Genomic DNA, 24,412 nt, shown 5'->3' on the forward strand with positions numbered 1-24,412 from the left:
GAAGTGATGGAGCGTTGGATGAAAGGCAACGTTAAGTGGGAGAGCGTTGGGTGAAAGGCGACGTTAAGTGAGAGAGCGTTTGGGGTTACCAGCGCGCGCCGGAACCGGTTGCCTATACGGAGTTTGTTCTGCTGAGGAGTCGTGCCCCATTTTCAGGCAGGCAAACTAGCAGAGGGATTTGCCGGGTATGTGCGGAACCTGTGAAAGGGAGGCATCGGGGACGGGAGCAGGACAGAGCTGTTGTGCAAGGTCCTGCAGTTCCTTGGGGTGGAAGGGTTTGGTGAGGTAGGCGGCGGCACCGGAGGCCATGCCTGCCAGCACGTCGTCGTTCTCGGACCTGGCCGTGAGGAACAGGAGGGGAGCCTTGCTCAGGGCACGGACGGCGCGTGCCACCACATGCCCGTCCATGTCCGGCAAACCCAGGTCCAGGGTGACCAGCGAGACGGCCGGATCTGCCGCTGCTGCAATGCCCTCGGCGCCGGTGGCCACAGCCCTGACCTCGAAGCCGGCGCGCTTCAGCACAACAGTGACCAGCCCGCGGATATCATCGTTATCCTCGACCACTACGCAGACGCGTTTCTTTTCCATTGGAGCCCCCCGGCGAAGTAGGCATCAGTCTATCGCCGCGGGCCTGTTTTATTCCTGAGGCGCCCCGGATTAAGACAGGACGGCCGGCCCACTCCGCGGTGGGCCGGCCGTCATGCTTGCTGTGCTGTGGCGTCAGACGGACGCTCCCTCGAAAGCGATCCGTTTTGCCGCTTCCCGTGCTTCGATCTTTTCCGCCTCGGCCAGGACCTGTTCCGCTTCTTCCCGGCGCACCACCACCACACCGTCGGCGTCCGCCACTACGATGTCGCCGGGGGATACCACGACGCCGTCGATGGCCACCGGGAGTTGCAGCCGGCCGGGGCCGAATTTGTAGGGTCCGGCGGGCGTGACCGAGCGGGCAAAGACCGGCAGTCCGCATTCCGCGAGTGCGTCGGCGTCGCGGACGGCGCCGTCGATCACGAACCCGGCAAGGCCCAGGTTCTTGGCCCGGATGCCGATCATGTCCCCGATCAGGGCCCTGGACTGGTCTCCGCCGCCGTTGACCACGATGACCTCGCCCGGCTGCGCCTCCTCGAGTGCTTTATGGATGAAGAGGTTGTCTCCCGGCCGGGTCCACACGGTGTAGGCGGGCCCGGCGAGCCTGGCTCCGGCCCAGGTGGGCGACAGGGCGGATGCGACGCCGATGCGCTCCTGAGCGTCACCGATGTTGGCCGCCGGGATGGCCGCCAGCCGGCGGACCAGCTCGGCCGTGGCAAGAGGGGAGTTGTGTTCTGCCTGCATGGTTTCGCCGGCCTCTCTGCTGGTGTTGTTACTGCTGCTTGAGGAGTTCATCAATGACCGGCTTGATCAGGGCTTCGCGCTCTTCCCACATCTTGCTGACGTCGGCGGCAGGCACCCAGGTGGGCTGCGTGGCGGCGCCTTTGAGCTTCTCCTGGACGGCGGCGCTTTCGCTGGCCTTCTTCAGGGAGGACTCAAGCTTGGCAACAATGTCCTTGGGCGTTTTGGACGGAACGGACAGGGCGAAGTTGCTGGCCATCGGTTTCACGTCGTAACCGGCGCTCTTCATGGTGGGGACGTCCGGTACAAACGAGCTCGGGTTGTCCTCGATAACAGACAGGAGCTTGATGTCGCCGGATTTGTATTGGCCGAAGAAGCTGGAAACGCCGCCGAGGGCAAAATCGGTTTCGCCGGAAACGACCGCCGCCACTTTGTCCGCGCCGCTGTTGTAGTGGACGATGTTGAAGTCGAGTCCCAGGGCGTCTTCCAGGAGGCGCAGGTTGATGTGGTCGTCACCGGCGCGGGAGTCGGTGCCCGCTGTGATCTTCCCGGGCTCAGCCTTGACCGCGTCGAACAGTTCCTTGATGGACTTGTACTTGCTGTCTTTGTTGACGCCGATCACCACTGAGTTGGTGGCAAAGGAACCTATGGGGGTGAAGCTGCTCCGGTCGAAGGCCGCCTTCTTGCTGGGATCCAGGTAGCGGCCAAGGATGGACGGGATGTTGGTGTTGCCGAAGGTGAGGCCGTCCGGTTTGGACTGGGCGACATAGTTCAGGCCTACCACCTGGCTGCCGCCCTCTTTGTTGACGACTTTGATGTTCGCGCCCAGGTCCTCCTGCATCGCCGGTGCGATGATGCGGGCCAGGATGTCATTGCCGGCTCCGGCTGCCGAGGGGACGATCCACTCGATGGTGGACCCTGCCTTCGGGAAGTCGGCGGCTGCCGTGGTTGAGGTGCTGCTGGCCTGGCCGCCGCAGCCGGTGAGGGCAAGGGCGACGGATGCGGCGAGGGCGGTGACGGACAGTGCTGTGAGTTTTTTCATTTCGCAAGCTCCTTTGGTGCGATGGGGGTGGGGGTCTTTTTCTTCAGCATTGAAGCAATGAGGGGGCGGACTGCGCCGAACAGGATGGCCAGGACAATGACGCCGATCAGCGTGAGGCTGATGGGGCCCTGCAGGAACACGTTGTAGTCTCCGCGCGAGAGGGCCAGTGACCGCTGGAAGTTCTCCTCCAGCAGCGGTCCCAGGATAAGTCCCAGGACCAGGGGCGTGAGCGGCACTTTGACGAGCTGGAAGATGTAGCCCAGGATGCCGGCGCCCAGCATGATGAGGATGTCGAAGGCGCTTCCGTTGATGGAGTAGGTACCCAGGAACATAAAGGCCAGGATGGCGGCCATCAGGTAGTGGAACGGAACCTTCAGGACGGCGATCCAGACCCGGGCAAGGGGCACGTTGAGGACCAGGAGGATCAGGTTACCCACGAGGAGGCTGGCGATGATGGCCCAGGCCACGTCAGGGTTGTCGCGGAACAGCAGCGGCCCGGGAATCAGCCCGTTCATGGTGAACGCGCCGGCCATGATGGCCACCGTGGCGGAGGTGGGAATGCCCAGGGTGAACAGCGGGATCATGGACGAAACTGCGAGGGCATTGTTGGCCGATTCAGGACCGGCGATGCCTTCCACGGCTCCCTTGCCGAATTCCTTGCTGCGCTTGGAGATCTTCTTTTCAGCTGCGTAGGAAGCCAGGGATGTGGCCGCTCCCGGGGAACCTGGCAGGAGCCCCATAAAGAACCCGATCAGTGATCCGCGCAGGGACGGGAACGCCGATCGCCGCAGGTCGGTGCGGGTGGGCAGGAGCCTGGCGACTTTGAGGGGGCTGGGGACGCCCAGCGGCCCTTTTTGGGCCTGGCCCAGCACTTCGCTGAGGCCAAAGACACCCATCACCACTGCCACGAGTCCCAGCCCGTCGAACAGTTCGGGCATGTCGAACGTGAAGCGGGCAATGCCGACGCCGGAGTCCACGCCCACGGTGGCAATCGCGAGCCCGGCGGCGGCGCTGAGCAGTGCCTTGGCGGGGTTGTTGCCTGCGAAGCTGGTGATGAGGGCAAAACCGAGCAGGGAGACCAGGAACAGTTCCGGTGCGCCGAATTCCAAAGCGAGCCGGCTGAATGGTGCCACCACCACAAAGCCGATGACGCCAATCAGGCCGCCGACGAATGAAGCGATTGCAGCGATGACCAGAGCCGGGCCGCCCCGGCCCTGTTTGGCCATCTGGTAGCCGTCCAGTGTGGTGGCGATTGAGGAAGCCTCGCCTGGTATCCGGAGCAGGACCGCGGTAGTGGTGCCGCCATAGGCCGCGCCGTAGAGGATGGCAGCGAGCATGATGATCGCTGACGTGGCATCAAGGCCGAACGTGACCGGGATGAGGAGGGACACTGCGGCGGCAGGCCCGAAACCTGGAAGTACGCCCACCAGCATGCCCAGGACGCACCCGAGCAGTGCGAACAGCAGGTGTTCCGGAGTGAAGACTGTGGCGAGGCCACCCAGGAGCTGGTCAAATCCCACGGCTACAGCCCCAGTCCTGCAAGGAAGTCGATGCTGGCTGTGGGCAGGGCCGTCCCCAGCCAGACCTCGAAGACCAGGCGGGAGGCCAGCGCGGCACCGACTGCCACCAGGGCCGCCATCCAGAGTCTCCGCTTGCTCACCAGGAACAAGATGGCTCCCAGCATCAGCGTCATCACGATGGTGTAGCCGAGCAAAGGCAGGAGCAGGGCGGCCAGCAGGATGGCTGCCGAGATGATGCCCACGCGGGCCCATCCTTGGCGGTCCGGGAAATCGGGTGCGTCCGGTTCATCACTGTTGTCGTCATCCAGCAGCGATACCAGTGCTGATTCAGACTCATGATGGGGCGGCAGCATTTCCATGGCATCGCCGGTAACCGGGGCCGGTGCGGCCTGCCGCCGCGCTGCCACCAGTTGGAACGCCCACAAAACGCCGGCAAGGGCCATCAGGGTGCCGGCCACGGTGGGAAAGAACCCGGCCCCCACGCCGGAGGTGTTCGTCAGCCCGTAACCGGCGCCGACCACTGCTATGGCCAGCCCTCCGGCGACGGCCGCTGCGGCCACCGTCCATTCAAGCGCAACGGGTGCGTTGAGGGTTTGCATCTTGGTTGTCCGCCTCTCTGCGGCAAAGTGGAGAAAATGGGAAAGCAAGATGGACATTCAACGTCACTTGCAATCTTGCACAGGATTGCATGTTCGTGAGAGAGTGTCAAGCATCACAGTTGTTCCGAGCGGGATCTCAAAGGAGAGCCAGAGTGAGTTTCAAAGCAGTAGTGGCCAGCAGCACGGTCCGGCTGAGTGCCTCAGAGGAGCGCGTCATGAACGTCCTCCTGGGTGATGACATGTCGGGAATCCCCGCCGCGGAAGTCGCAGAGCGGGCCAGTACGCATGAGTCGACAGTGGTACGGCTGGCAAAGAAGCTGGGCTACCGCGGCTACCCGGATCTGCGGAATGACCTGCGCACGGATGAGTCCACATCTGAAGACCATCAGGTTAAGATCATGCGCACGGAGTCCGGTTACGATCTTTCCGCCTTCGTCGCAGATGAAATCCGTGCCCTGAAGCGGCTGCCGCACTTTGTTTCCCAGGAGGACCTGGACGCCGCCGCCCTGACCCTGCACGAGTCCAGTACCGTGTATCTGTTCTCCCGGGACGACGAAAAGCCCACGCGGGATTTGCTCGCGCGGCGCCTGCGCAGGCTGGGGCTCACAACGGTCACGCTGGGAACCACACCAAAGGACCTGGCTGAACGCTTTATCAGCTTTGACGAGCACAGCACCCTGATCGCCCTCGCCCTGCGCGAGGCGCCCGGGCAGTTGCCCACTCTGGTCTCCGAGGCGGCCAGACGGGGCGGTAAAAGCATCCTGATCTCGGATGTTCCGGGCTACCGCTTCCGCCCGAGCCCGGACCACCTCATCACTGCCCGCCGGGGCGACGATACCGAGTACCGGACCCAGGTGATTCCCGTGGTGCTCGCGTATGCACTGCAACTGGCGATATTCCACTTGGAGCCCACCAAATACAAGGCGGTCCGTGACGGTGTCGATGATTTGACCCGGCTGCTCGGCGGTGCGGACGAGATCCCGCTTCGGACGTGACGGCCCACTGGCGCACCGCACTCAGTGCCCAGGCTGTCCTGGCACAGGCTTCGTGGGTGGGTATCCGGCTCATCATCGGATACCGGGCATTGTCTCAAGGCGCCGATCCCGCCTTCCTCGGTTTCCTGGCCTCCAGTTTCGCGCTGCCTGCATTGCTGACCGCACTGCCTGCCGGCAGGCTGGCGGACAGGTTCGGCGGTACCGCCATGGCCTTCCTGGGGCTATTGACGGCCGCAGCCGGAACCCTCACCATGCTGGCGTTCCCGGGGCTGCCTGTGCTGCTGGCGGCCAGCGCCCTCATCGGCTTGGGGCATCTTCTGGTGATGGTGGGCCAACAGGCATTTGTGGCACACGTCAGCACCAAGGGCTCGACTGACAGCGCCTTTGGCACGCTGACGGCGGCTGCATCGATTGGCCAGCTGATTGGCCCACCCGCCGTAACCATCGTTGCCTCACTTGGCGTCACCGCCGGCGGGCAGCCGGACACCACTTTGGGTCTTTTGGTGTGCCTGGCGTTCAGCGCCCTGGCCACTCCTGCATACTTCTTCCTGCGGCGCACGGATGCCGGCTTGCGCCAGCGCCGGAGCACGGCGGACGCAGTCCCGGTGAGCGTGGCGGGCGTCCTGAAAGCGCCGGGACTGTGGCGTTCGTTGGTGGTCAGCGGGGCGGTGCTGGTCACAGTGGACCTGATGTACGCGTTTGTCCCGGTCTGGGCCACCGAACAAAACGTCAGCGCAGCGGTGGTGGGGCTGCTTCTGGCACTGCGGGCAGCAGTATCCGTCCTCAGCAGGCTTGGGTTGACCCGGCTTATCGGCCGCTTCGGACGCAAGGCGATGCTGATCGTGTCCATTGCCGCTGCGGTGCTGTCCCTGGCGCTCCTGCCCTTGGTCGGGGCCTACGGAGCCATCGCCGTCATGGTCGGCCTGGGCCTTGGCCTTGGTATTCCGCAGCCGCTCACCATGGCGTGGGTGGTGTCACTGACCGCCGCGTCCAGCCACGGGGCGGTGCTGGGCCTGCGGATGACCGTCAACCGCCTGGCCCAGATCACCCTGCCCGTCGCCGTAGGCTCTTTTGCCGCGCCGCTGGGCGTCCTGGGAATCTTCTGGGCCAACGCCGCCCTGCTGATTGGTGCCATTGCAGTGGTGGCCGGCTCCGACGCGGGCGGCGGGCGGCCTGCCCCCGAGGAGGCGGGCTGACGCGGTCCTACCCGTCGTAGTGGGTACGGGCAGGACCCTGGCCGAGCGAGTTGACCACCGAGGCTGCCACGTCATGCAGCTTGGAGTTGCGCGTGCTGGATGCCGTCTTCAGGATCTCAAAGGCGTCCTGCTGGCTGCACCTGTTCTGGGCCATGATGATGCCCACCGCCATGTCGATCACTGTCCGTGATTCCAGCGTGGCCCGGAGGTTGGCCGCCGTCTCGCTGTAATGCGCAAACCGCACCGCCAACCGCAGCGCGAGGGAGGTCTGGCTGACGAAGTCCTCGGCGAACTCCAGCACCCGGGACCCAAAGCGGTTGGGGCGGCTCGAATACAGCAGCAGCGCTGCTTTCGTCTCACCCTCCAGCTGGAACGGCACGGCCAGGACTGAACGGATGCCTTGGCTCAGCAGGGACGCGGAATACTCCGGCCACTGGCCGTCCTCGCGCACGTCCGGCACGGAGATTGTTGCCTGCGACGTGGAGGCTTCCATGCTGGGCGTCTGGTTGAACTCGTATTCGAGCCGCGCCACGGCCTCGGCGGCCGGACTGCTGCTGGCCACTGTGGCAGCCTTCCGCTGCCGCAGCAGCGTGATGGCGCAGAGCATCTCGTCGCCGGGCTCGGACAGGTTGCGGGCAGACACCTGCGCCAGTTCGTTAAGGAAGTCCTCAACGTCGGAGCTGTTGAGGACGAGTTCATGCAGGTGCTCAGTTATTGAAGTATCGGTTTTTGCTGTTGACTCGCTGGCCACGGTTTTCTGGTGCCATTCGCTCAGGTTTAAACGACCCTGCAACAGTCTCCTCCCACCCAAAGAGGCGGCAAGCGGCTGAGGTCGCTGGATCGAAGAACTTTCCAACGGCCTGCTGCTAAACCGATATCCAGAAGTATATACAGCTCTTGCCTCTGACAACGCCGCTTTTCGGACCGGCGCGGCACGCTGCCAGCCTTCCCTTCCGGTCCCCGAGGCTGGCATTGTGTTCCCTGTTGTGGGCAGAATAGGGCAGCGCCGGGGCTGCCGGCGGCGGACCCGGAAACCAGCGGTTGCTGCGCCGCGGAGGGACAACAGACATGACCAGACTGCTCATCATCGGTCCGCCCGGTTCCGGCAAGGGAACCCAGGCTGAACACCTGGCCCGCCACTTCGGGGTCCCCGCCGTTTCCACCGGCGAGATCTTCCGGAGCAACGTCAGCAGGCAGACCGAACTGGGCAACGAAGCTGCCAAGTATCTCGACGGCGGGGATTTTGTCCCGGACCACCTCACCAATGAGCTGGTCAAGGACCGCCTCCGGGACGCCGATGTCCGGGCCGGCTTCCTGTTGGACGGATACCCCCGCACCGCACCGCAGGTGGTGGAGCTGGACAACTTACTGGCCTCCCAGGGCGGCTCCCTCGATGCAGTCATCGAACTGCGTGCGCCGGATTCCGAGCTGGAACAGCGGATGCTGCAGCGTGCCCAAAAGGAGGGCCGCAAGGACGACACCGTGGACGTGTTCCGGCGGCGCCTTGACCTGTACCACCGGGAGACCCACGAGGTGGTGTCTGTCTACGCGGGACGCGGACTGCTCGTCTCCGTGAACGGCAGCGGCGACCCCGGCGAGATCACTGAACTGGCGATTACCGCCGTCGAACGCTTCATCAACGGAAAGGGAGAACACGCATGAGGGTGGCAGTAACCGGAGGCAGCGGAAAGCTGGGACGGCACGTGGTCCGGCGGCTGGCCGAGGACGGACACGAGGTGCTGAACCTGGACCGGGCAGGGGAACGGAGTCCCGGGCTGGTGGTGGTGGACCTGCGCGACTACGGCCAGGTCCTCGATGTCCTCCTCGGCGTGGATGACCGCCACACGGGATTCGATGCGGTAGTCCACCTCGGTGCCATCCCGGCGCCCGGCATCATCCCGGACGCGGCCACCTTCGAAAACAACATGCTTTCCACCTACAACGTCTTCCAGGCGGCCCGCCGGGCCGGGATCAATAAGGTGGTGTACGCCTCCAGCGAGACGGTGCTGGGGCTGCCGTTCGACGTCGACCCGCCCTACATTCCCGTGGACGAGGAGTACCCGGCGCGGCCTGAAAGCACCTACTCCCTGGTGAAGCACCTCGAGGAGCAGATGGCCGTGGAGCTGACCCGGTGGGACCCGGAACTGAGCATCTCCGGCCTGCGGTTCTCCAACGTGATGGACGTCGAGGACTATGCGAGGTTCCCCAGCTTCGACGCCGATGCAACCTTGCGGAAGTGGAACCTGTGGGGCTACATCGACGGCCGCGACGGGGCCCAGGCCGTGGCCCGCGCGCTGGAGAACGGACGGCCCGGGTTCGAGGCGTACATCATCGCCAACGCGGACACGGTGATGGGCCGGTCCAGTGCCAGCCTCGCCGCGGAGGTGTTCCCCGCCGTCAAGGTCACCAAGGAACTGGGCGAGCACGAGACCATGCTGTCCATCGACAAGGCCCGCAGGCTGCTTGGATTCGAGCCCGAACACTCCTGGCGGAACCACCTGACGGGCACCGCTGGAGTCGCCGCAAGCTAGGGGATTCCTGACCGGCACAGGAATCACCAAGGGTTGGCACAGGATCCCGCAAGGACAGGGATTCCGGCCATTGCAGGGCCCTAATCTTTTGGTAAGGGCGGATGGATGTTCCGCCCGCGCAGCCCGCAACGCCAAAACAAGGACCCCAAAATTCGTACTCCCGCCTTTGTGCTGCCTGCCGCAGCAGTGCTGGTCTCCGCCGTCGCACTTTCCGCCACCGCCGTGTCCGCATCGGCAGCTCCGCCTGCCGATGCCGCCACCGGCCGCTACATCGTCCAGTACGCCGCCGGCGCCGACGTGGCAGCAGAGGCGGCCGGACTGCGGGCGCAGGGCCTCGCCGTCGGCCGCACCTTTTCGCACGCGGTCCGCGCGGCTGTGGTCACGGCCAATCCCGCCCAGGCGGCGGCCCTTGCGCGCTCCGGCCGGGTGGTCTCGGTGGAAGCGGACGCCCCGGTCAGGGTCTCCGCAACGCAGCAGCCGGCACCGTGGGGCCTGGACCGCATCGACCAGAAGTCCTTGCCGCTGTCCGGGTCCTACTCCTGGACTGCTTCGGGCACGGGCGTGACGGCCTACGTGGTGGACACAGGCGTCCTGGCTTCGCACACCGACTTCGGCGGCCGCGTGGCCGCAGGCTGGTCCGCCGTGGTTGACGGCCTGGGCTCGAGCGACTGCAACGGACACGGCACGCACGTGGCCGGTTCAGTGGCAGGCTCCACATACGGCGCAGCAAAGGGTGCCACCGTGGTTCCCGTGCGGGTGCTGGACTGCAACGGTTCCGGCTACAACTCAGACGTAGTGGCGGGGCTGGACTGGGTGGCCGCGCACCACACCGCCGGGACCCCGGCCGTGGCCAACCTGAGCCTGGGCGGGGGCGCGAGCACCGCCGTGGACGCGGCCATCCAGGCAGTAATCAACGACGGCGTCACAGCCGTGGTTGCCGCCGGCAACTCCGCGGTGGACGCCTGCAACAGCTCGCCCGCCAGGGTGCCGGCCGCCGTCACCGTTGCGGCCAGCGACTCAGCCGACCGGCAGGCGTCCTTCTCCAACTTCGGCTCCTGCGTGGACCTTTACGCCCCCGGCGTTGGCATCACCTCGACCTACTACACCTCCGCCACGGCCACCGCGTCCATGTCCGGGACCTCGATGGCCTCGCCGCACGCGGCAGCGGCGGCGGCCCTGCTGCTGTCCCAGAACCCCGCCCTCACCCCGTCCCAGGTGGCCGCAACGCTGACATCCAGCGCCACCGCCGGGGTGATCACCGGCGCCACCAGCGGCACGCCCAACCGCCTCCTGTTCGCCGGCAGCGTTGCAGCCGCACCGGCACCTGCCCCGGCTCCCGAGCCTGCCCCGGCACCCGCCCCCGCGCCCGGCGTCACTGCAGTGACGCCGGGGAACAACGCCACGGCCGTTCTGGCCGGAACCAACGTCACGGCCACCTTCAGCGCCGCGGTCCAAGGCGTCACGGGCGGGACGTTCGTGCTCAAAAACGCCGCAGGAGCCGCCATCCCTGCCACCGTCACCTACAACGCCACCACCCGCACGGCCACCCTTGATCCGGCCGCCAGCCTGGCCGCCGATACCCGGTACACCGCAACACTGGTGGGTGGAACCTCAGCCATCCGTGGCAGCACCGGCACACCGTTGGCCTCTGTCAGCTGGAGCTTCCTCACCGGGCAAGCGCCCGTTGTTACCAGCACCACCCCCGGAAGCAACGCCCTGCTGGTGCGCCGGACCAACAACATCAGCGTCACCTTCAACGAGGCCGTCCAGGGCGTTACCGGAGCCACCTTCACGGTGAAGAACGCCGCTACCGGAGCCCTGGTGCCGGCCTCCGTTTACCGGAACGGGACCACCAACCAGTGGATCCTGGATCCCCAGCAGCCGCTGGCCGGCAAAACCAAGTACACCGTGACGGTGACCGGCGGCGCTGCGGCAGTACGCGACCTGGCCGGAAACCCCTTCGCCGGCCGCAGCTGGCAGTTCACCACGGGCTCCTTCTAGGTCCGGCCTAAACCGTCTCCAGCAGGAACTCCGTGTGCCCGTGCACGGCCCCGTTGATCTGCAGTTCCAGCGCATGGAGTCCCGGATGGTGCACCCTGGTTGTCATCTGCCGGAACGCGTGGCGTTTGGACAGGCTCCGGCTCTCCCCGGGTGCAAGGGTCAGGGTGGCGATCTTGAAGACTTTGGCGGATTGGCTGCCGTTGGCCTTCCGGTAGTGCACGAGGTAGTCCACGGCGAGCCGAACGTCGGCGCTGCCGGTATTGGAAATCTCAAAGGCGAAGGTCAGCTCGCCGGGGATAGTCAGTGTTTCCCGGTCAAGCCTCGGCCCGTTCACTGCGACGGACGCGGGGGTGAAGCCCAGCAGTTCCAGCGCACCGGGATGCCCCTTTTTGACCAGCGTGCGGAGCCCGTGGCGGACCACCCACCCCGTATTGGCGTCTGGTGCGGAGAGCCAGCGCCCGGCGGCGGCAACAACAGCATCCGGGGCGTGCCGGGCAAGGTCGTTGAGGTGGTTTGCCACCGAGCGCCGGACGTACTCTGAGGAATCCCTGTACAGGGCGTCGAGGACGGGCATGCTGGCCTCGGGACGCTGGACCAGGGCGGGTACCCGCACTGCCCACGGCAGGTAGGGCCGGGTGCCTTCGCTTGCCAGCCGGCGCACGTGTTCGTCCGGGCTCGACGTCCATTCCTGGATGGCTTGCAGGGCGCGGTCCGGGTCCTTAGCCAGGAGCCGGCGGATGGCGAATTCGCCGGTGAGCCTCGGCGTCAGTTCGGCCAACAGGGCCAGGGCGTCGTCAAAGTCCTCCGGCGCGCCGGATTCCAGGGCGAGGGTGACAGCCGCCTCCGAAACGGGCCACAACACCCAGCCGGTGAATTCCGGCGACCGCAGCGCCGCGCGGAAGCCGGCCGCCGCCGTCGTAAACGCCTTGCCTTCCCGGCACTCCCTGATGTCCGCTGCCAGCGCCCCGGCCACCAGATCGGTGCGGGCGCGCAAATTGAGGTCTCCCAGGTCCCCGGCGGTGGCAGCGGTCCGCTCCCACCGGACTCCGGGCGCCCTTTCCGCAAGGATGCATGCGAGGGTGGCGATAGCCGGCGGGTCAATCAGTTCGTTCATCACGCCCATCCAGTCAGGGTACCGCCGGGCTGCGACAATAACGGCTGCCGCGGAACAGGGATAATCTTCCCCTAGGCAAACTTCACTACCGAGGGACGGATGTGCCGGTGGGACAACAGGGATCAGCAGGCTCCGGAACCAGCGGGAAGAGTACCGGCAGATGGCGGGCCTTCCACGACAAGTTCGTGGTGGAGGAGCGGTATGTGGACCCGGCGGACAGGCGCAGCCTGTACCGGGCAGCTGCCATCCTGGCGGCGGTCGGCGTGGCGCTCTTTGTGGCCACCTTGATCAGCGTGGTCCAGGCCGACGGGCTCTCCGCAGCCGACGTCCCTGTCCGGGACTGGCTGCTCGGACTGAGGTCGCAGACGCTGACAGTGGTGATGATCTTCCTGGCCGTGGTTTTTGGTCCCATTGCCCTGCCCATCATCGTGCTGGTGGTAGTGGTCGCCTGGGGATTCGCCGCCAAGCACGCCTGGCGACCCATCCTGCTGGCGTCCGCCATGCTCTCCGGGGTGATCATTTCGCAGATCATCCTCCAGATCGTGCGCCGGTCCCGTCCGCCGGTTGAGCAGATGCTCTTCGGGATAGACCACACCTTCTCGTTCCCCTCCGGCCACGTCCTGGGGGCCTGCGACTTCCTGCTGGTGGGAACGTTCCTGATCTACTCGCGGCGGAAGAACAGGAAGGCGGCGGTTTTTGGGTTCACCGTGGCGGGGATCGGCATTGTGCTGGCCTCCGTCAGCCGGCTGTACCTGGGATACCACTGGCTCAGCGACGCCCTGGCCTCGGTCTCCCTGTCACTGCTGATCCTCGGCGGAGTGATCGCCCTGGACACCTGGCGGACGGCAAGGGTTCCGGGCGAGCGGATCACCGGCGAGCTGTCCAAGGCTGAGACGCCGCAGGAGTAGGCAGCTCAGGCGGGCGGCCGGGACCGGGCCCGCTTCAGGGCGCGATGAAGCCTGAAGTTGGCTTCCTCCAGTTCCAGCACTTTGGCCACTCCGGCCAGGTTCAGGCCCTGTTCAAGGAGTTCGCCGATCCTGAGCAGCACGGCGATGTCCGCGTCGCTGTACTGCCGCGTGCCGCCGGCGGTGCGGGACGGGGTCAGCAGGCCCCTTGTCTCGTAGAGGCGGATGTTCTGCTGGCCGGTGTTGGCCAGTTCCGCTGCAACGGAAATCGCATACAGCGCGCGCCCTTTCGCAGGCGCGGGGGCCCGGCCTCTCTCTTGCTCTGCCATTGGCCCTCCCAAATTTTCTGCCCGCAATCTTGCTTCAGTTTCCCACGGGTGCTATAAAAAATCTATATCCATCACCATAGATCATGGCGGATGGATATGGCACCGACCCAACGTCTAACAAGCTGAAGGAGTGGGAAATGATGTTGATGCGCACGGACCCGTTCCGTGAGCTGGACCGGCTCACGCAGCAGGTCTTTGGAACCGCCGCCCGCCCGGCTGCCATGCCCATGGATGCCTGGCAGGAGGATGGGGAATTCGTTGTTGCCTTTGATCTTCCGGGCGTCAAGCTCGATTCGCTGGACCTCAATGTTGAGCGCAACGTCCTCACTGTGCGCGCCGAGCGGCAGGACCCCACCCAGCCCAATGTGGAGCTGGTGGCCTCCGAGCGCCCGCGCGGTGTTTTCAGCCGCCAGCTGATCCTGGGCGACACCCTCGATACGGATGCCATCAAGGCCAGCTACGACCAGGGTGTCCTCACGCTGCGGATCCCCGTGGCGGAGCGGGCGAAACCACGCAAGATCGAGATCCAGACCCAGCAGGGCGAGATGCAGCAAATCGGAAGCTAGGACGGTCCCGGCGGTGCAGGGCAACCGAAGCGGTGGCCCTGCACCGCACCCGTATCCGGACGGATCTGGAACCGGAGGGCTGACATGAGCGAGATCCCGGACTACTACGGCGCCCTGCGTATCCCGCGGGATGCCAGCCAGCAGCAGATCTCGCGCGCCTACCGCGCGCTCCTGCGCAGCCATCACCCGGACCTGGATGCCGGAAGGTCCAACCGAGGCGGCCCGGGGACAAACCCGCCGCCACCGGAGGCGGAACTGCTGCGGATTATGGAGGCCTTCGCCGTCCTGCGCGATCCGGCACGCCGGGCGGACTACGACCGCCGGGCTATGGCGGAACCGGCAGCCCGGGCAGCGCCGGCGTCGGAAACTGCGCGCAATATCCCGGTCCGCAAAGTCCAGCGCCGGAGCGGACCCGCCGGAAACACCATCCGGATCAGCCCCGTGCGCTGGGAAAGCGGGCCCTGGGCCTAGCTGCCGGAACCATCCAGGCCCAACGGCTACGTTCAGAGCCGGGGGAACCACACTATCCTGAGGAGGCGAACTGCATGAGCGATTGGCGCCGCTACGACTCACACCTGATGCCGGCGTTCCACGAGCGTTTCGAACAGCGCTGGGGCCAAGGCACCGCGCCGTTCCTGGACCCCGAAGCGCACGAGGAACCGCTGCCCCGCGCCCAGTGGATCAACCCGGCAACCGGCGCGGCCCTGGCCGTGGTGCCGGTGTGGACATCGGACGAAAAGCAGCAGCGGTCCTTCGGCGTCTTTTATCTTCCTCCCGCCGGCGACATCTGGGTGCTGCGGCCGGGCTATACGGGGTACCTTGAACCGGCCGACGGCGAAACGGAGCACCTGGTGACACTGCGGAACGACGCCTTCCGCAAGGCTGTGGCGCACGCGAAGGAATTCCTGTTCGGCGAGCACTAACCGTCCGGGAATCGTGCGAGGATATGGTCCTGACCTCGCGCCGGCCCAGGGACTGGCGCGGGTACCGTCCTGTCCGTAGTAAGGGTTGAACTGATGCATATCTCCGCCAAGGACCTCGCCGCACTCATCCCGCCGGGATTCACCCTGGGAGTGGCCACCGCAGCCTTCCAGATCGAGGGGGCGCTGGACGAGGACGGCCGCGGACCCGCCGCCTGGGATCTCTTTGCTGACAAGCCCGGCGCCATCGTGGAGGACCACAGCCCGAGGGTAGCCTGCGACCACTACCACCGGATGCCCCAGGACGTTGCCCTGATGAAGCAGCTGGGGGTGGACTCCTACCGGTTCTCGTTCGCCTGGCCCCGCATCCAGCCCACAGGCAAGGGACCGGCGAACCGCGCCGGCCTGGCCTTCTACGACCGGCTCCTGGACGAGCTGCTGGCCAACGGGATCTCACCCATGGCCACCATCTACCACTGGGACACGCCGCTGGCCCTGGAGGAGGACGGCGGGTGGATGAACCGGGACACCGCCTACCGCCTGGGGGAGTACGCCGGCATCCTGGCCGAGGCTTTCGGTGACCGGGTGGCGCGCTGGGTAACTATCAATGAGCCCGCCACGGTGAGCACCAACGGCTACACCCTCGGCCTGCACTCGCCGGGCAAGGATCTCCTCCTGGGCGCGTTCCCCACGGTCCACCACCAGCTGCTGGGGCACGGGCTCGCCGTGCAGGCACTGCGGGCCGCGAAGGTCCCCGGCGAAATCGGCATGACCAACGTCTACTCGCCCATGGTCCCGAACTCCATCAACCCGCTGGACTACGTCAGCGCCGGGCTGATGGACCTGGCGCAGAACCGGCTCTACGCCGACCCCGTGCTGACCGGAAAATATCCGGACCTGATCCGGGCCGCCAAGTTCTTCAGCTCGTTCGAGCACCCGGAGGAGGACATGGCCCTCATCTCGCAGCCGCTCGATTTCTACGGGCTCAACTACTACATGCCCACCAAGGTGGCGGTGGGCCCGGGCGGCGGCGCAGTGCCGGCGAGCATGGCCGAGGCCATGGGCAGCGACCTCAGCGCGGCCGGCAACGGAGGTACCCCGTTCCACGTGGAAACCTGGCCGGAAGCGGACATCACCGCCTACGGCTGGCCCGTGAAGCCGGAATACATGCGGGTTGCCCTGAAGGAGATGGCCGAACGGTACCCCAACCTGCCGCCCGTGATCCTCACCGAGGGCGGGGCCAGCTTCGAGGACATCATCGTCCGGGACAAATCGACCAACACCCGGTTCATCCCGGACGAGCGCCGCCTGAAGTACCTCTCCGACCACCTCGAAGCCGCGCTGCGCGCCACCGCTCCCGGCGGTGAGGCCGAGTCAATTGACCTGCGCGGCTACTACGTGTGGTCCCTGATGGACAATTTCGAGTGGTCCGCGGGCTACAACCAGCCGTTCGGACTGTTGCACGTGGACCGCGAGACTCTGGAGCGGACCCCGAAGGCCTCCTACTTCTGGTACCAGGAGCTCATCGAGGAGCGCAGCCTTGCCGCCGCGGCGGACGTTGCCATTGCGGCAGCCGCTGCGCCTGACGGGCTCGACGAGGGGGTCCTGGATGCGGAATCGCCCGACGACGGCGTGTCCCCGCTGGGTGCCAGCGCCTAAGCGGTTGCGGCTGGAGACAGCCCCGCTGCCGCGGGCAGTGTGCCTCTAGAGGACGCCCAGCGTGCCCAGCTGCTTTGCCATGCCGGCCCCGTCGGGGGAGTAGATCCACGGAACCCGGGAGGCCGTATGGTCCCCGTCTTCGGAGTGGCCGCCGGCGAAGACTGACTCGCTCACGGACAGCTGGCGGATGGCGATAGCGGCAACCTTGTCCGGGTTCTCCGCCGCGAAGCCGGAGTAGATGGCTTCATCGTGCTGGCCGTTGTCGCCGATCAGGAGCCACTGCATGTCCGGGAACTCCCTGCTGAGCCGTTCCAGGTTACGGTGCTTGTGGTCCTGGCCGCTGCGGAACCAGCGGTCCTGGGTCAGGCCCCAGTCCGTCAGCAGCAGCGCTCCGGAGGGGTACATGTTGCGGTTCAGGAACCGGGCCAGGGTGGGCGCGGCGTTCCAGGGGCCCGTGGACAGGTAGATGACCGGGGCATCCGGGTGTTCGATGGTGAGCCGGTCCAGCAGCACCGCCATGCCGGGGGTGGCCATGCGTGCGCGCTCGCTCAGCACAAAGGTGTTCCACAGGGCCAGGAACGGCCGGGGAAGGGCGGTGACCATCACGGTGTCATCAATGTCCGAGACGATGCCGAACTTCACATCCGGCGCGATCACCCGGATCCGCGCCTCAACGGGGTCCGTTCCTGCCGCCCGCAGGACAGCGGTGTGCCAGCCCGGAGACAGCTGGACGTCAACCTCCGTGTCGATCAGGCCGCCACGGTCCGCCCGGACATGGGTGACGACGTCGCCGATGGTGATTTCGACGTCGGTGAACTGCAGTGGTACACCGGTGAAGGCGCGCCAGCCCCGCACGTTCTGGTTGCCGTTCTGGGCTTCCTGCTCCGCCTTGCTGCCGGGCAGCGGCTTCTGGGTCATCAGCACCCGCCCCAGTACCCTGACCTGGGTGGTTGAGCCGTAGCCCTGGTAGGCGATGGTCTGCGGAACGAACTTCCAGCGCTTGGCCAGCTTGATCCGGACGTCGTTGAAGGCGTCGGAGAGCCGGTGCGCCAGCCGGAACACCTGGTTCCCGGAGAGCGCGTCCAACGCCGCGGCAGGGGTTGTGCTGTGTACAGAATTCTTCGGAGCCGAGTCCATGGGTCCACTCTGCCACAGGGTGCCGCGGGCCAAGGAGAAACCGGGCGTCCCTTGAGGCTTCGTGACGTTACCCGTCGCCAAGGATCCCGCGCAGGGTCTCGGCGTTCCGCACAGCGTTGCCGCCGCCGTCGTTATTGAAATAGGCGTAGACGTCCAGGCCATTGCCTGCCCACTCGCGGATGCGGTCCGCCCACCAGTGCAGGTCCGCATCCGAGTAGGAGCCCGCGTAAAGGTGTTGGTGGTCCGGGCCGTGCAGCCGCGCGTAGGTGAAGGGGGCCGTGGTCCGGAGGATGCAGGGAAGATTGGCGCCGCTCATGATGCAGTACGCAGCCTGGTGCCGCTCCAGGAGCGCGAACACCTCCGGGCATTCCCAGCTCGGGTGCCGGAACTCCACCGTGACCCTGATCCAGTCCGGCACTGCGGCGAGGAAATAGTCCAGCCGGGCGTCGTCCCGCTCCATGCCGGGCGGCAGCTGGACCAGGAGGACGGCCCGCTTATCCCCGAGCTCGTGCCAGCACCGGGTGATGCGCTCCAGCCACACCTCCGGCTCGTACAGCTTCCGGGCGTGGGTCAGGCCCCGGGGAGCCTTGACGGACATGCTGAACCCGGCGGGCAGCCGCCGGTTCCAGCCGGCAAAGGTGGTGTCGCGGGGCCAGCGGTAGAAGCTGGCGTTGAGTTCGACCGTGCGGAACCGGGCCACGTAATGCTGCAGCCTGTCCTTCGCGGGCAGCCTGGGCGGATAGAGGACGTTTTCCCAGTGGTCGTAGCTCCATCCGGAGGTTCCGATGTGGATTGCCATGCCTGCCCTCCGGTCACCGCTGCTGCCGTCCTTCGAGGCTACACGGTCCACTCCGGCGCCGGCTGTGGCAGGGTATGGTCATGGCGCGAATTGAAGATTATGCGGTAGTCGGTGACCTCCATACCGGGGCGCTGGTCAACAAGGAAGGCTCCATCGACTGGCTCTGCCTTCCCCGGTTCGATTCTCCTGCCTGCTTCAACGCACTGCTGGACACGCCCGAAGCGGGCCGGTGGCTGTTGGCACCGGCAAGCGGCGGCTCCTGCACCCGGCGCGGTTACAGGGACGGCACCCTGATCCTGGAAACGGAGTGGGACACCGAGGACGGCACGGTGCGGGTGATCGACTTCATGCCGCCCCGTGATTCGGTGGCTGACATTGTCCGGATCGTCGAAGGCGTCAGCGGCAGCGTGAAGATGCACGGCGAACTGACCCTCCGCTTCGATTACGGCCACATCATCCCCTGGGTGCGCAAGGACCAATATGGCCTGCACGCCATCGCCGGACCGGACGCCGTCTACTTTGTCACCCCGGCTCCGCTGCACGGCGAGAACATGCACAGCGTCAGCGACTTTACGGTCAACGCAGGCGAGCGGGTGCCCTTTGTCCTCACCTGGGCGCCCAGCCATGTGGGCCGGCCGCACACTGTGGACGCCGAAGAAGTGCTCGGCACCACCCACTCCTTCTGGCGGGGCTGGGCGTCCCAGTGCACGGTGGAGGGCAAGTACGTGGACGCGGTGATCCGTTCACTGGTAACGCTGAAGGCCCTCACGTACGCCCCTACGGGCGGCATTGTGGCAGCCGTGACCACGTCGCTGCCGGAACAGCCCGGCGGCCCGCGCAACTGGGACTACCGCTACTGCTGGCTCCGCGATGCCACCATGACGCTGCAGGCACTGCTGGCCGCCGGCTACACCGCCGAGGCCGCCGCCTGGCGGGACTGGCTGCTCCGGGCCGTGGCGGGCGACCCGGCCGACCTCCAGATCATGTACGGCATCCACGGCGAACGCCGCCTGCCGGAAATGGAGCTGCCCTGGCTGAAGGGCTACGAAAATTCGTCCCCGGTCCGCATTGGCAACGGTGCCGCCGAGCAGCTCCAGCTTGATGTGTGGGGGGAAGTGCTGGACTGCCTTGCGCTCACCCGAAACTCGCTGCTTAAGCACACCGATGAGGCGTGGGACGTTCAGGTCGCACTGATGGAGCACCTGGAGACCATCTGGGACCAGCCGGACAACGGGCTGTGGGAAATGCGTGGACCGCGGCGGCACTTCACCCACTCCAAGGTGATGGCCTGGGTTGCGGCGGACCGGATGGTGAAGGGCGTCCGCGAATCAGGGCTGCCCGGACCGGTGGAACGCTGGGAAAAACTGCGGGACACCATCCACCGGGACGTGATGGCCAACGGCTTCGACGCCAAGCGCAACACCTTTGTCCAGTCGTACGGGCGGCCGGAACTGGACGCCAGCCTGCTCCTGATTCCGCGGGTGGGCTTCCTGCCGCCCGACGATCCCCGGGTGATCGGGACCATCGAGGCCATCCAGCGGGAGCTGACCGAGGACGGGTTTGTGCTTCGCTACCGGCCCGCGGAGTCCGACGACGGTCTGCCGGGCGACGAGGGCGTGTTCCTGGCATGTTCGTTCTGGCTGGTGGAAGCGTTGCTGGGGGCGGGCCGCCATGAGGAATCGCGGCAACTGTTTGAGCGGCTCCTGGACCTGCGCAACGACGTGGGGCTCCTGAGCGAGGAATGGGGTGTCCGGCTCGGCCGGCAGCTGGGGAATACGCCCCAGGCCTTCAGCCACTTCGCGCTTGTGACTAGCGCTTTGGAGCTGCATCAGGATACGGTTCGGCGAAGTGACACCCCCATTCCGCCCGAAAAGGCAGAAACGCGCTGAGGCGGCGCGTGCAGGGCGTCCGGCTTCTCCTTCGCGAATTAGATAAGTATACTTACTAACACCTCATGGAGTGCTTCCAGAAGCACAGTGCCGTGACTGATGGAGGAGTGATTGCAATGGCCGGGTATTTTGAACTCGTGGATGCGCCCGATGGCGGCTATAGGGTCCGGATGATGGACGGCACCGGGAACCTGATGGCCATCTCGGTCACCTTCCCCACGAAGAGGGCGGCCGCTGCCGGTGTGGCAATGGCGCGGGAAATCGCAGGCACCGGCCTCATTCGGGATAAGAGCCACGACGGCGCCGGCACGGTCATCAGGGAACGCGTGCGTCCGGTGAGCAGTGCCAAGGAGGAGGCCTTCCGGGCCAGGAAAGCCGCGGATGCCAAGCGGGCTGCGGTCAGCTGATGGCGCCGCAGGAACACGAATCCCCTGACGGCGGCCGCCGCCGGGGGATTCTCTTTGATGTTGACGGGACCCTGATCGACTCCTCGTACATCCATACCATCTCCTGGTGGGGTGCCTTCCGCCAGCAGGGCTACGACATCCCGATGGCGTCGATCCACCACTTCGTGGGCATGGGCGGTGACCGGTTGGTGGACAGCCTCCTGCCCGACGACCGGGACAAGTCCCTTGATGCTGAAATCATGGCCAGCCATGCAGCGCTCTACGCCTCCCACTGGCCCGCCTTGCGCAGGTTCGATGGCGCCAGGGAACTGCTGGCCCAGCGCCATGCGGCGGGTCTCGCGATCGCGCTCGCGTCCTCCGCACGCAACCAGGACCTGCAGGTTATGAAGTCCACCCTGGACGCTGATGAGTTCATCGATGCCGCCACCAGCGCCAACGACGCCGAGGAAAGCAAACCTTCCCCCGACATCCTCGTAGCGGCGCTCGAGGCTCTGGGCGTAGACGCGGCGGACGCAGTGTTTGTTGGCGATGCCGTCTGGGACATGAAGGCGGCCGCCGCGCTCGGCATCCCGGCCATCGGCGTCACCTGCGGCGGGGTCAATGCCGTCGAGCTGCGTGAAGCCGGCGCCGTGGAAGTCTATGCAGGCCCGCGCGACCTGCTGGAAAACTTGACCGCAAGCGCAGTCGGCCCGCTGCTGCAGGCAGCCTCCTGATCCCGGAGCCGCGCTAGAGCGTCTGCCCTCCGGTCACCGCATCCTCGTCACCCGCATTGGCGGGCTTGTCCCAGGAAACCGCCACCCGCACGCCGCCGTCGTCGCCCCGCTCGATGTCCGTCACCACGTCGGCCAGATTGGCACCCATCTCCACAATCCGCTGCCGGTAGCTGTTGACGAGCTCCTCCAGGCTGGCCTCCGTCCATTCTCCGGGACGCATCCGCGTGGAAATCTCAACAGGTTCCGGCTGGTAGAGCGACATGGTGTTCCTCTTTCAATCGTCATCTCTGATGGTCTGGCCCTTCCTACGCTAGGAGCAGCAGGCCGGGACGACAAGAGTTTCATCAGCCTGCTTACTTTTTTGTCCGCCAGCCGCTAGCGTCGAAGAGAGGGCGCCATGCCCCGGATCCAGCGAAAGGGAGACTGTGAAAGCACTGACGTGGCAAGGAAAACGCTCGGTAAGCGTGGCAGAAGTACCTGATCCAGTTATTCAGGAGCCCACCGATGCCATTGTCCGGATCACCTCCACGGCGATCTGCGGCTCGGACCTGCACCTCTACGAGGTGCTCGGCCCGTACATGCACAAGGGCGACGTCATCGGGCATGAACCCATGGGCATTGTGGAGGAAGTGGGCAGCGGCGTCACCAATCTCCGCAAGGGCGACCGCGTGGTGGTCCCCTTCAACATCTCCTGCGGCCACTGCTACTTCTGCGCCCAGGGCCTGCAGTCCCAGTGCGAGACCACCCAGGTCAAGGACAAGGGCTCCGGCGCGGCCCTTTTTGGTTACTCGGAGCTGTACGGTTCCGTCCCCGGCGGGCAGGCCGAATACCTGCGCGTCCCGCACGCGGACTACGGCCCCATCAAGGTGGGCACCGAACTGCCGGACGAACGGTACCTGTTCCTCTCGGACATCCTTCCCACCGCCTGGCAGGCCGTGGAGTATGCGGACACTCCTGCCGGCGGCACCCTGGCCGTCTTCGGCCTGGGGCCGGTGGGCCAGTTCTCCGGACGCATCGGGGTCCAGCGCGGTCTGCGGGTTATCGGCATCGACCCCGTTCCCGAGCGGCGTGAGATGGCGGCGCGGCACGGCGTCGAAACGCTCGATTACACCAAGGATGTAGCGGACCAGCTGCGCGAGATGACGGCCGGGCGTGGCCCGGACGCGGTGGTTGACGCCGTCGGCATGGAAGCGCACGGTTCCCCCGTTGCCGGATTCGCGCACCAGGCGCTGGGCCTGCTGCCGGACAAACTGGCGCAAAAGGCAATGGAAACCGCCGGCGTGGACAGGCTTGCGGCGCTGCACGCATCCATCGAGTCCGTACGGCGGGGCGGGACGGTTTCGCTGAGCGGGGTCTATGGCGGGCAGGCCAGCCCCCTGCCGATGCTGACCATGTTCGACAAGCAGATCCAGCTCCGGATGGGCCAGTGCAACGTGCGCCGCTGGACCGATGACATCCTTCCCCTCGTGGAGGACGACGCCGATCCGCTGGGTGTGATGGACCTGGTCACCCACCGCTCGGGCCTGGAGGGGGCTCCGGCACTGTACGAGAAGTTCCAGAAGAAAGAGGACGGCTGCATCAAGGTTGTCCTGAACCCCTAGTTATCGCTGCAGAGGCTGTTCAGGGCTTCCTGCGCCACGTCCTGCATCTCGTAGATCAACGGGTTCAGCTGGAGGGTTGGCGGGGCCGGCGGATAGGCAACCGACATGGTCAGCTGCCTGCTGCCGTCCTCGCTGGTCATGGCGATCATGCCGTAGCCGTCGGTGTCGCCCGGAAGGCCGTAGTAGAAACGGTTGTTGCAGGTGTTGTTCCACCGGCGCAGGGCAAAACCGTAATACTGGGAGTAGCCGCCCTTCATGGCCGTCACCGTGTCCGGCGGAAGCAGCCTGCCCTGCAGCAGTGCGGCATAGAACCTGTTCACTTCCTCCACCGTTGAGACGGCTCCGCCTGCGGGCAGTTCGGCCTGCCAGGCGGGATCCGCCGCGTCCAGCTGCCGGCCACCGGCGGTGATGTAGCCGTGGACCATGGCGGCTGATTGCGCTCCGCCCAGGCTGGTGGCCGTCAGGCCCAGTGGCTGGGCGACGTCTGCTGCCAGGACCCGGCCGATGCTCTGGCCGCGAAGCCGCTCGATGATCAGCCCCAGGGCGGCATAGTCGGACCGTGAGTAGTTGAAGATCTGCGCCAGCCTGCGTTCCCAGGGAACGGTGGCGGCCAGGGACAGCTGCTGTTCCAGGCTGAGCGGCCGGTTCATGGTTTCCTCCCACCCTCCGGAGGCCAGGAGGGGGACGGAGAAGTCGGGGAGGCCGGATTCGTGCGTTAACAGCTGGCGGACGGTGGTGGGCCCCGGCGGGTGGAGGACGCTGCCGAACTCGGGAAGGTAGGTGCTGACCTGGCTGTCCAGGTCGAGTTTGCCCTCGTCGTCCAGTTTGAGGACCGATACAGCCACCAGGGACTCGGTGATGCCGCCGATGCGGACGGGATCGGCCACCGCGGCACGCTCACCCGTCGCCAGGTTCCGGACGCCGGCTGCGTGCGTCCAGCTGGTGCCGTTGTCCTTGACGGCGATCAATACCGCGGGTGCGCCTTCCTCCAGCATCCTCGAGCTGAAGGACTCCAGCAGGGTGAAAGCCGGCGGTTTGTCCGGTTCCGGCGGGCGCGGTTCTCCGGTGCAGCCGGCGGTCAATGCCACCAGCATGACCGTGCACAGGCCGGCCGCGATCCGCTTCCGCGGCCGGCCCCGGGTAGTGCCCATGTGACCCATTTT

The 24,412-nt window shown here is 66.1% G+C and carries 26 protein-coding genes; 14 read left to right on the forward strand and 12 right to left on the reverse strand.

Going from position 1 to position 24,412, the window contains the following annotated elements; genetic code table 11:
• Positions 1-165: 165 nt before the first annotated feature.
• The 5 genes from ARTSIC4J27_RS03080 to ARTSIC4J27_RS03100 form a co-directional block, all read right to left on the reverse strand.
• A complete protein-coding gene (locus tag ARTSIC4J27_RS03080) occupies positions 166-588 on the reverse strand; it encodes a response regulator transcription factor (RefSeq protein ID WP_050053753.1) in 423 nt (140 codons plus the stop codon).
• A gap of 132 nt (positions 589-720) precedes the next feature.
• Entirely contained in the window at positions 721-1,329 is a 609-nt protein-coding gene (locus ARTSIC4J27_RS03085) for an RraA family protein (protein WP_050053754.1), read from the reverse strand.
• 28 nt (positions 1,330-1,357) lie between these two features.
• The gene (locus ARTSIC4J27_RS03090) at positions 1,358-2,368 is read right to left on the reverse strand and encodes a Bug family tripartite tricarboxylate transporter substrate binding protein (protein ID WP_050053755.1); all 1,011 of its coding nucleotides are present in this window, start codon (positions 2,366-2,368) and stop codon (positions 1,358-1,360) included.
• Positions 2,365-3,888, reverse strand: coding sequence for a tripartite tricarboxylate transporter permease (locus tag ARTSIC4J27_RS03095; protein WP_050053756.1), 1,524 nt, complete (start codon positions 3,886-3,888; stop codon positions 2,365-2,367). Before ARTSIC4J27_RS03095 ends, ARTSIC4J27_RS03090 begins: the two co-directional genes overlap by 4 nt.
• Positions 3,889-3,890: 2 nt before the next feature.
• Positions 3,891-4,487 (reverse strand): tripartite tricarboxylate transporter TctB family protein, encoded by a 597-nt coding sequence (locus ARTSIC4J27_RS03100; protein WP_161799532.1) that lies wholly within the window; start codon positions 4,485-4,487, stop codon positions 3,891-3,893.
• Between the two features lie 152 nt (positions 4,488-4,639).
• Between ARTSIC4J27_RS03100 and ARTSIC4J27_RS03105 the strand changes: the two genes are divergently transcribed.
• Complete coding sequence (locus ARTSIC4J27_RS03105) at positions 4,640-5,482, forward strand: MurR/RpiR family transcriptional regulator (RefSeq protein ID WP_050053758.1); 843 nt, start codon at positions 4,640-4,642, stop codon at positions 5,480-5,482.
• Positions 5,479-6,678 (forward strand): MFS transporter, encoded by a 1,200-nt coding sequence (locus ARTSIC4J27_RS03110; protein ID WP_050053759.1) that lies wholly within the window; start codon positions 5,479-5,481, stop codon positions 6,676-6,678. Before ARTSIC4J27_RS03105 ends, ARTSIC4J27_RS03110 begins: the two co-directional genes overlap by 4 nt.
• 7 nt (positions 6,679-6,685) lie before the next feature.
• On the opposite strand, the gene ARTSIC4J27_RS03115 is transcribed toward ARTSIC4J27_RS03110, so the two are convergent.
• A complete protein-coding gene (locus ARTSIC4J27_RS03115) occupies positions 6,686-7,429 on the reverse strand; it encodes a GAF and ANTAR domain-containing protein (RefSeq protein WP_050053760.1) in 744 nt (247 codons plus the stop codon).
• Between the two features lie 317 nt (positions 7,430-7,746).
• Here ARTSIC4J27_RS03115 and ARTSIC4J27_RS03120 point away from each other — a divergent pair, with 317 nt between their 5' ends.
• From ARTSIC4J27_RS03120 to ARTSIC4J27_RS03130, 3 genes are all read left to right on the forward strand, one after another.
• Positions 7,747-8,340, forward strand: a complete 594-nt coding sequence (locus ARTSIC4J27_RS03120) for an adenylate kinase (RefSeq protein WP_050053761.1) — start codon at positions 7,747-7,749, stop codon at positions 8,338-8,340.
• Positions 8,337-9,209: an NAD-dependent epimerase/dehydratase family protein gene (locus ARTSIC4J27_RS03125; protein WP_050053762.1), complete on the forward strand. Its 873-nt coding sequence runs from the start codon at positions 8,337-8,339 to the stop codon at positions 9,207-9,209. Before ARTSIC4J27_RS03120 ends, ARTSIC4J27_RS03125 begins: the two co-directional genes overlap by 4 nt.
• 105 nt (positions 9,210-9,314) lie before the next feature.
• Positions 9,315-11,210, forward strand: a complete 1,896-nt coding sequence (locus ARTSIC4J27_RS03130; protein ID WP_235436505.1) for a S8 family serine peptidase — start codon at positions 9,315-9,317, stop codon at positions 11,208-11,210.
• A gap of 7 nt (positions 11,211-11,217) precedes the next feature.
• On the opposite strand, the gene ARTSIC4J27_RS03135 is transcribed toward ARTSIC4J27_RS03130, so the two are convergent.
• Positions 11,218-12,333 carry a DNA alkylation repair protein gene (locus ARTSIC4J27_RS03135; protein ID WP_050053764.1) on the reverse strand — a complete coding sequence of 372 codons (1,116 nt, stop codon included), beginning with the start codon at positions 12,331-12,333 and terminating at the stop codon, positions 11,218-11,220.
• A gap of 98 nt (positions 12,334-12,431) precedes the next feature.
• On the opposite strand from ARTSIC4J27_RS03135, the gene ARTSIC4J27_RS03140 reads away from it, so the two are divergent.
• A complete protein-coding gene (locus ARTSIC4J27_RS03140; RefSeq protein ID WP_235436508.1) occupies positions 12,432-13,232 on the forward strand; it encodes a phosphatase PAP2 family protein in 801 nt (266 codons plus the stop codon).
• Between the two features lie 5 nt (positions 13,233-13,237).
• Here ARTSIC4J27_RS03140 and ARTSIC4J27_RS03145 read toward each other — a convergent pair whose 3' ends face one another.
• Entirely contained in the window at positions 13,238-13,558 is a 321-nt protein-coding gene (locus tag ARTSIC4J27_RS03145) for a MerR family transcriptional regulator (protein ID WP_050053766.1), read from the reverse strand.
• Between the two features lie 140 nt (positions 13,559-13,698).
• Between ARTSIC4J27_RS03145 and ARTSIC4J27_RS03150 the strand changes: the two genes are divergently transcribed.
• The 4 genes from ARTSIC4J27_RS03150 (at position 13,699) to ARTSIC4J27_RS03165 (ending at position 16,703) form a co-directional block, all read left to right on the forward strand.
• Positions 13,699-14,124, forward strand: a complete 426-nt coding sequence (locus tag ARTSIC4J27_RS03150; protein ID WP_050053924.1) for an Hsp20/alpha crystallin family protein — start codon at positions 13,699-13,701, stop codon at positions 14,122-14,124.
• Between the two features lie 84 nt (positions 14,125-14,208).
• On the forward strand, positions 14,209-14,595 hold the full coding sequence (locus ARTSIC4J27_RS03155) for a J domain-containing protein (RefSeq protein ID WP_050053767.1): 387 nt from the start codon (positions 14,209-14,211) through the stop codon (positions 14,593-14,595).
• Positions 14,596-14,669: 74 nt separating this feature from the next.
• Entirely contained in the window at positions 14,670-15,047 is a 378-nt protein-coding gene (locus ARTSIC4J27_RS03160) for a hypothetical protein (RefSeq protein ID WP_050053768.1), read from the forward strand.
• Between the two features lie 93 nt (positions 15,048-15,140).
• A complete protein-coding gene (locus tag ARTSIC4J27_RS03165) occupies positions 15,141-16,703 on the forward strand; it encodes a glycoside hydrolase family 1 protein (RefSeq protein ID WP_050053769.1) in 1,563 nt (520 codons plus the stop codon).
• A 45-nt stretch (positions 16,704-16,748) separates the two neighbouring features.
• Here ARTSIC4J27_RS03165 and ARTSIC4J27_RS03170 read toward each other — a convergent pair whose 3' ends face one another.
• Entirely contained in the window at positions 16,749-17,840 is a 1,092-nt protein-coding gene (locus ARTSIC4J27_RS03170) for an App1 family protein (RefSeq protein WP_050053770.1), read from the reverse strand.
• Positions 17,841-17,907: 67 nt separating this feature from the next.
• A complete protein-coding gene (locus ARTSIC4J27_RS03175; RefSeq protein ID WP_050053771.1) occupies positions 17,908-18,639 on the reverse strand; it encodes a DUF72 domain-containing protein in 732 nt (243 codons plus the stop codon).
• A gap of 80 nt (positions 18,640-18,719) precedes the next feature.
• Here ARTSIC4J27_RS03175 and ARTSIC4J27_RS03180 point away from each other — a divergent pair, with 80 nt between their 5' ends.
• The 3 genes from ARTSIC4J27_RS03180 (at position 18,720) to ARTSIC4J27_RS03190 (ending at position 21,648) form a co-directional block, all read left to right on the forward strand.
• Positions 18,720-20,528: a glycoside hydrolase family 15 protein gene (locus tag ARTSIC4J27_RS03180; RefSeq protein WP_050053925.1), complete on the forward strand. Its 1,809-nt coding sequence runs from the start codon at positions 18,720-18,722 to the stop codon at positions 20,526-20,528.
• Positions 20,529-20,644: 116 nt separating this feature from the next.
• Positions 20,645-20,935 (forward strand): hypothetical protein, encoded by a 291-nt coding sequence (locus tag ARTSIC4J27_RS03185; RefSeq protein WP_050053772.1) that lies wholly within the window; start codon positions 20,645-20,647, stop codon positions 20,933-20,935.
• Positions 20,935-21,648: an HAD family hydrolase gene (locus tag ARTSIC4J27_RS03190; RefSeq protein ID WP_050053773.1), complete on the forward strand. Its 714-nt coding sequence runs from the start codon at positions 20,935-20,937 to the stop codon at positions 21,646-21,648. Before ARTSIC4J27_RS03185 ends, ARTSIC4J27_RS03190 begins: the two co-directional genes overlap by 1 nt.
• Positions 21,649-21,661: 13 nt before the next feature.
• Here the strand turns inward: ARTSIC4J27_RS03190 and ARTSIC4J27_RS03195 are convergent, their stop codons facing one another.
• Entirely contained in the window at positions 21,662-21,910 is a 249-nt protein-coding gene (locus ARTSIC4J27_RS03195; RefSeq protein ID WP_050053774.1) for a hypothetical protein, read from the reverse strand.
• Between the two features lie 163 nt (positions 21,911-22,073).
• Between ARTSIC4J27_RS03195 and ARTSIC4J27_RS03200 the strand changes: the two genes are divergently transcribed.
• Positions 22,074-23,249 carry a zinc-dependent alcohol dehydrogenase gene (locus tag ARTSIC4J27_RS03200; protein ID WP_050053775.1) on the forward strand — a complete coding sequence of 392 codons (1,176 nt, stop codon included), beginning with the start codon at positions 22,074-22,076 and terminating at the stop codon, positions 23,247-23,249.
• Here the strand turns inward: ARTSIC4J27_RS03200 and ARTSIC4J27_RS03205 are convergent.
• Positions 23,246-24,400, reverse strand: a complete 1,155-nt coding sequence (locus ARTSIC4J27_RS03205; protein ID WP_050053776.1) for a serine hydrolase domain-containing protein — start codon at positions 24,398-24,400, stop codon at positions 23,246-23,248. The genes ARTSIC4J27_RS03200 and ARTSIC4J27_RS03205 overlap by 4 nt on opposite strands.
• Positions 24,401-24,412 lie beyond the last annotated feature (12 nt).

The organism is Pseudarthrobacter siccitolerans (genome assembly GCF_001046895.1).
Classification (GTDB): domain Bacteria; phylum Actinomycetota; class Actinomycetes; order Actinomycetales; family Micrococcaceae; genus Arthrobacter; species Arthrobacter siccitolerans.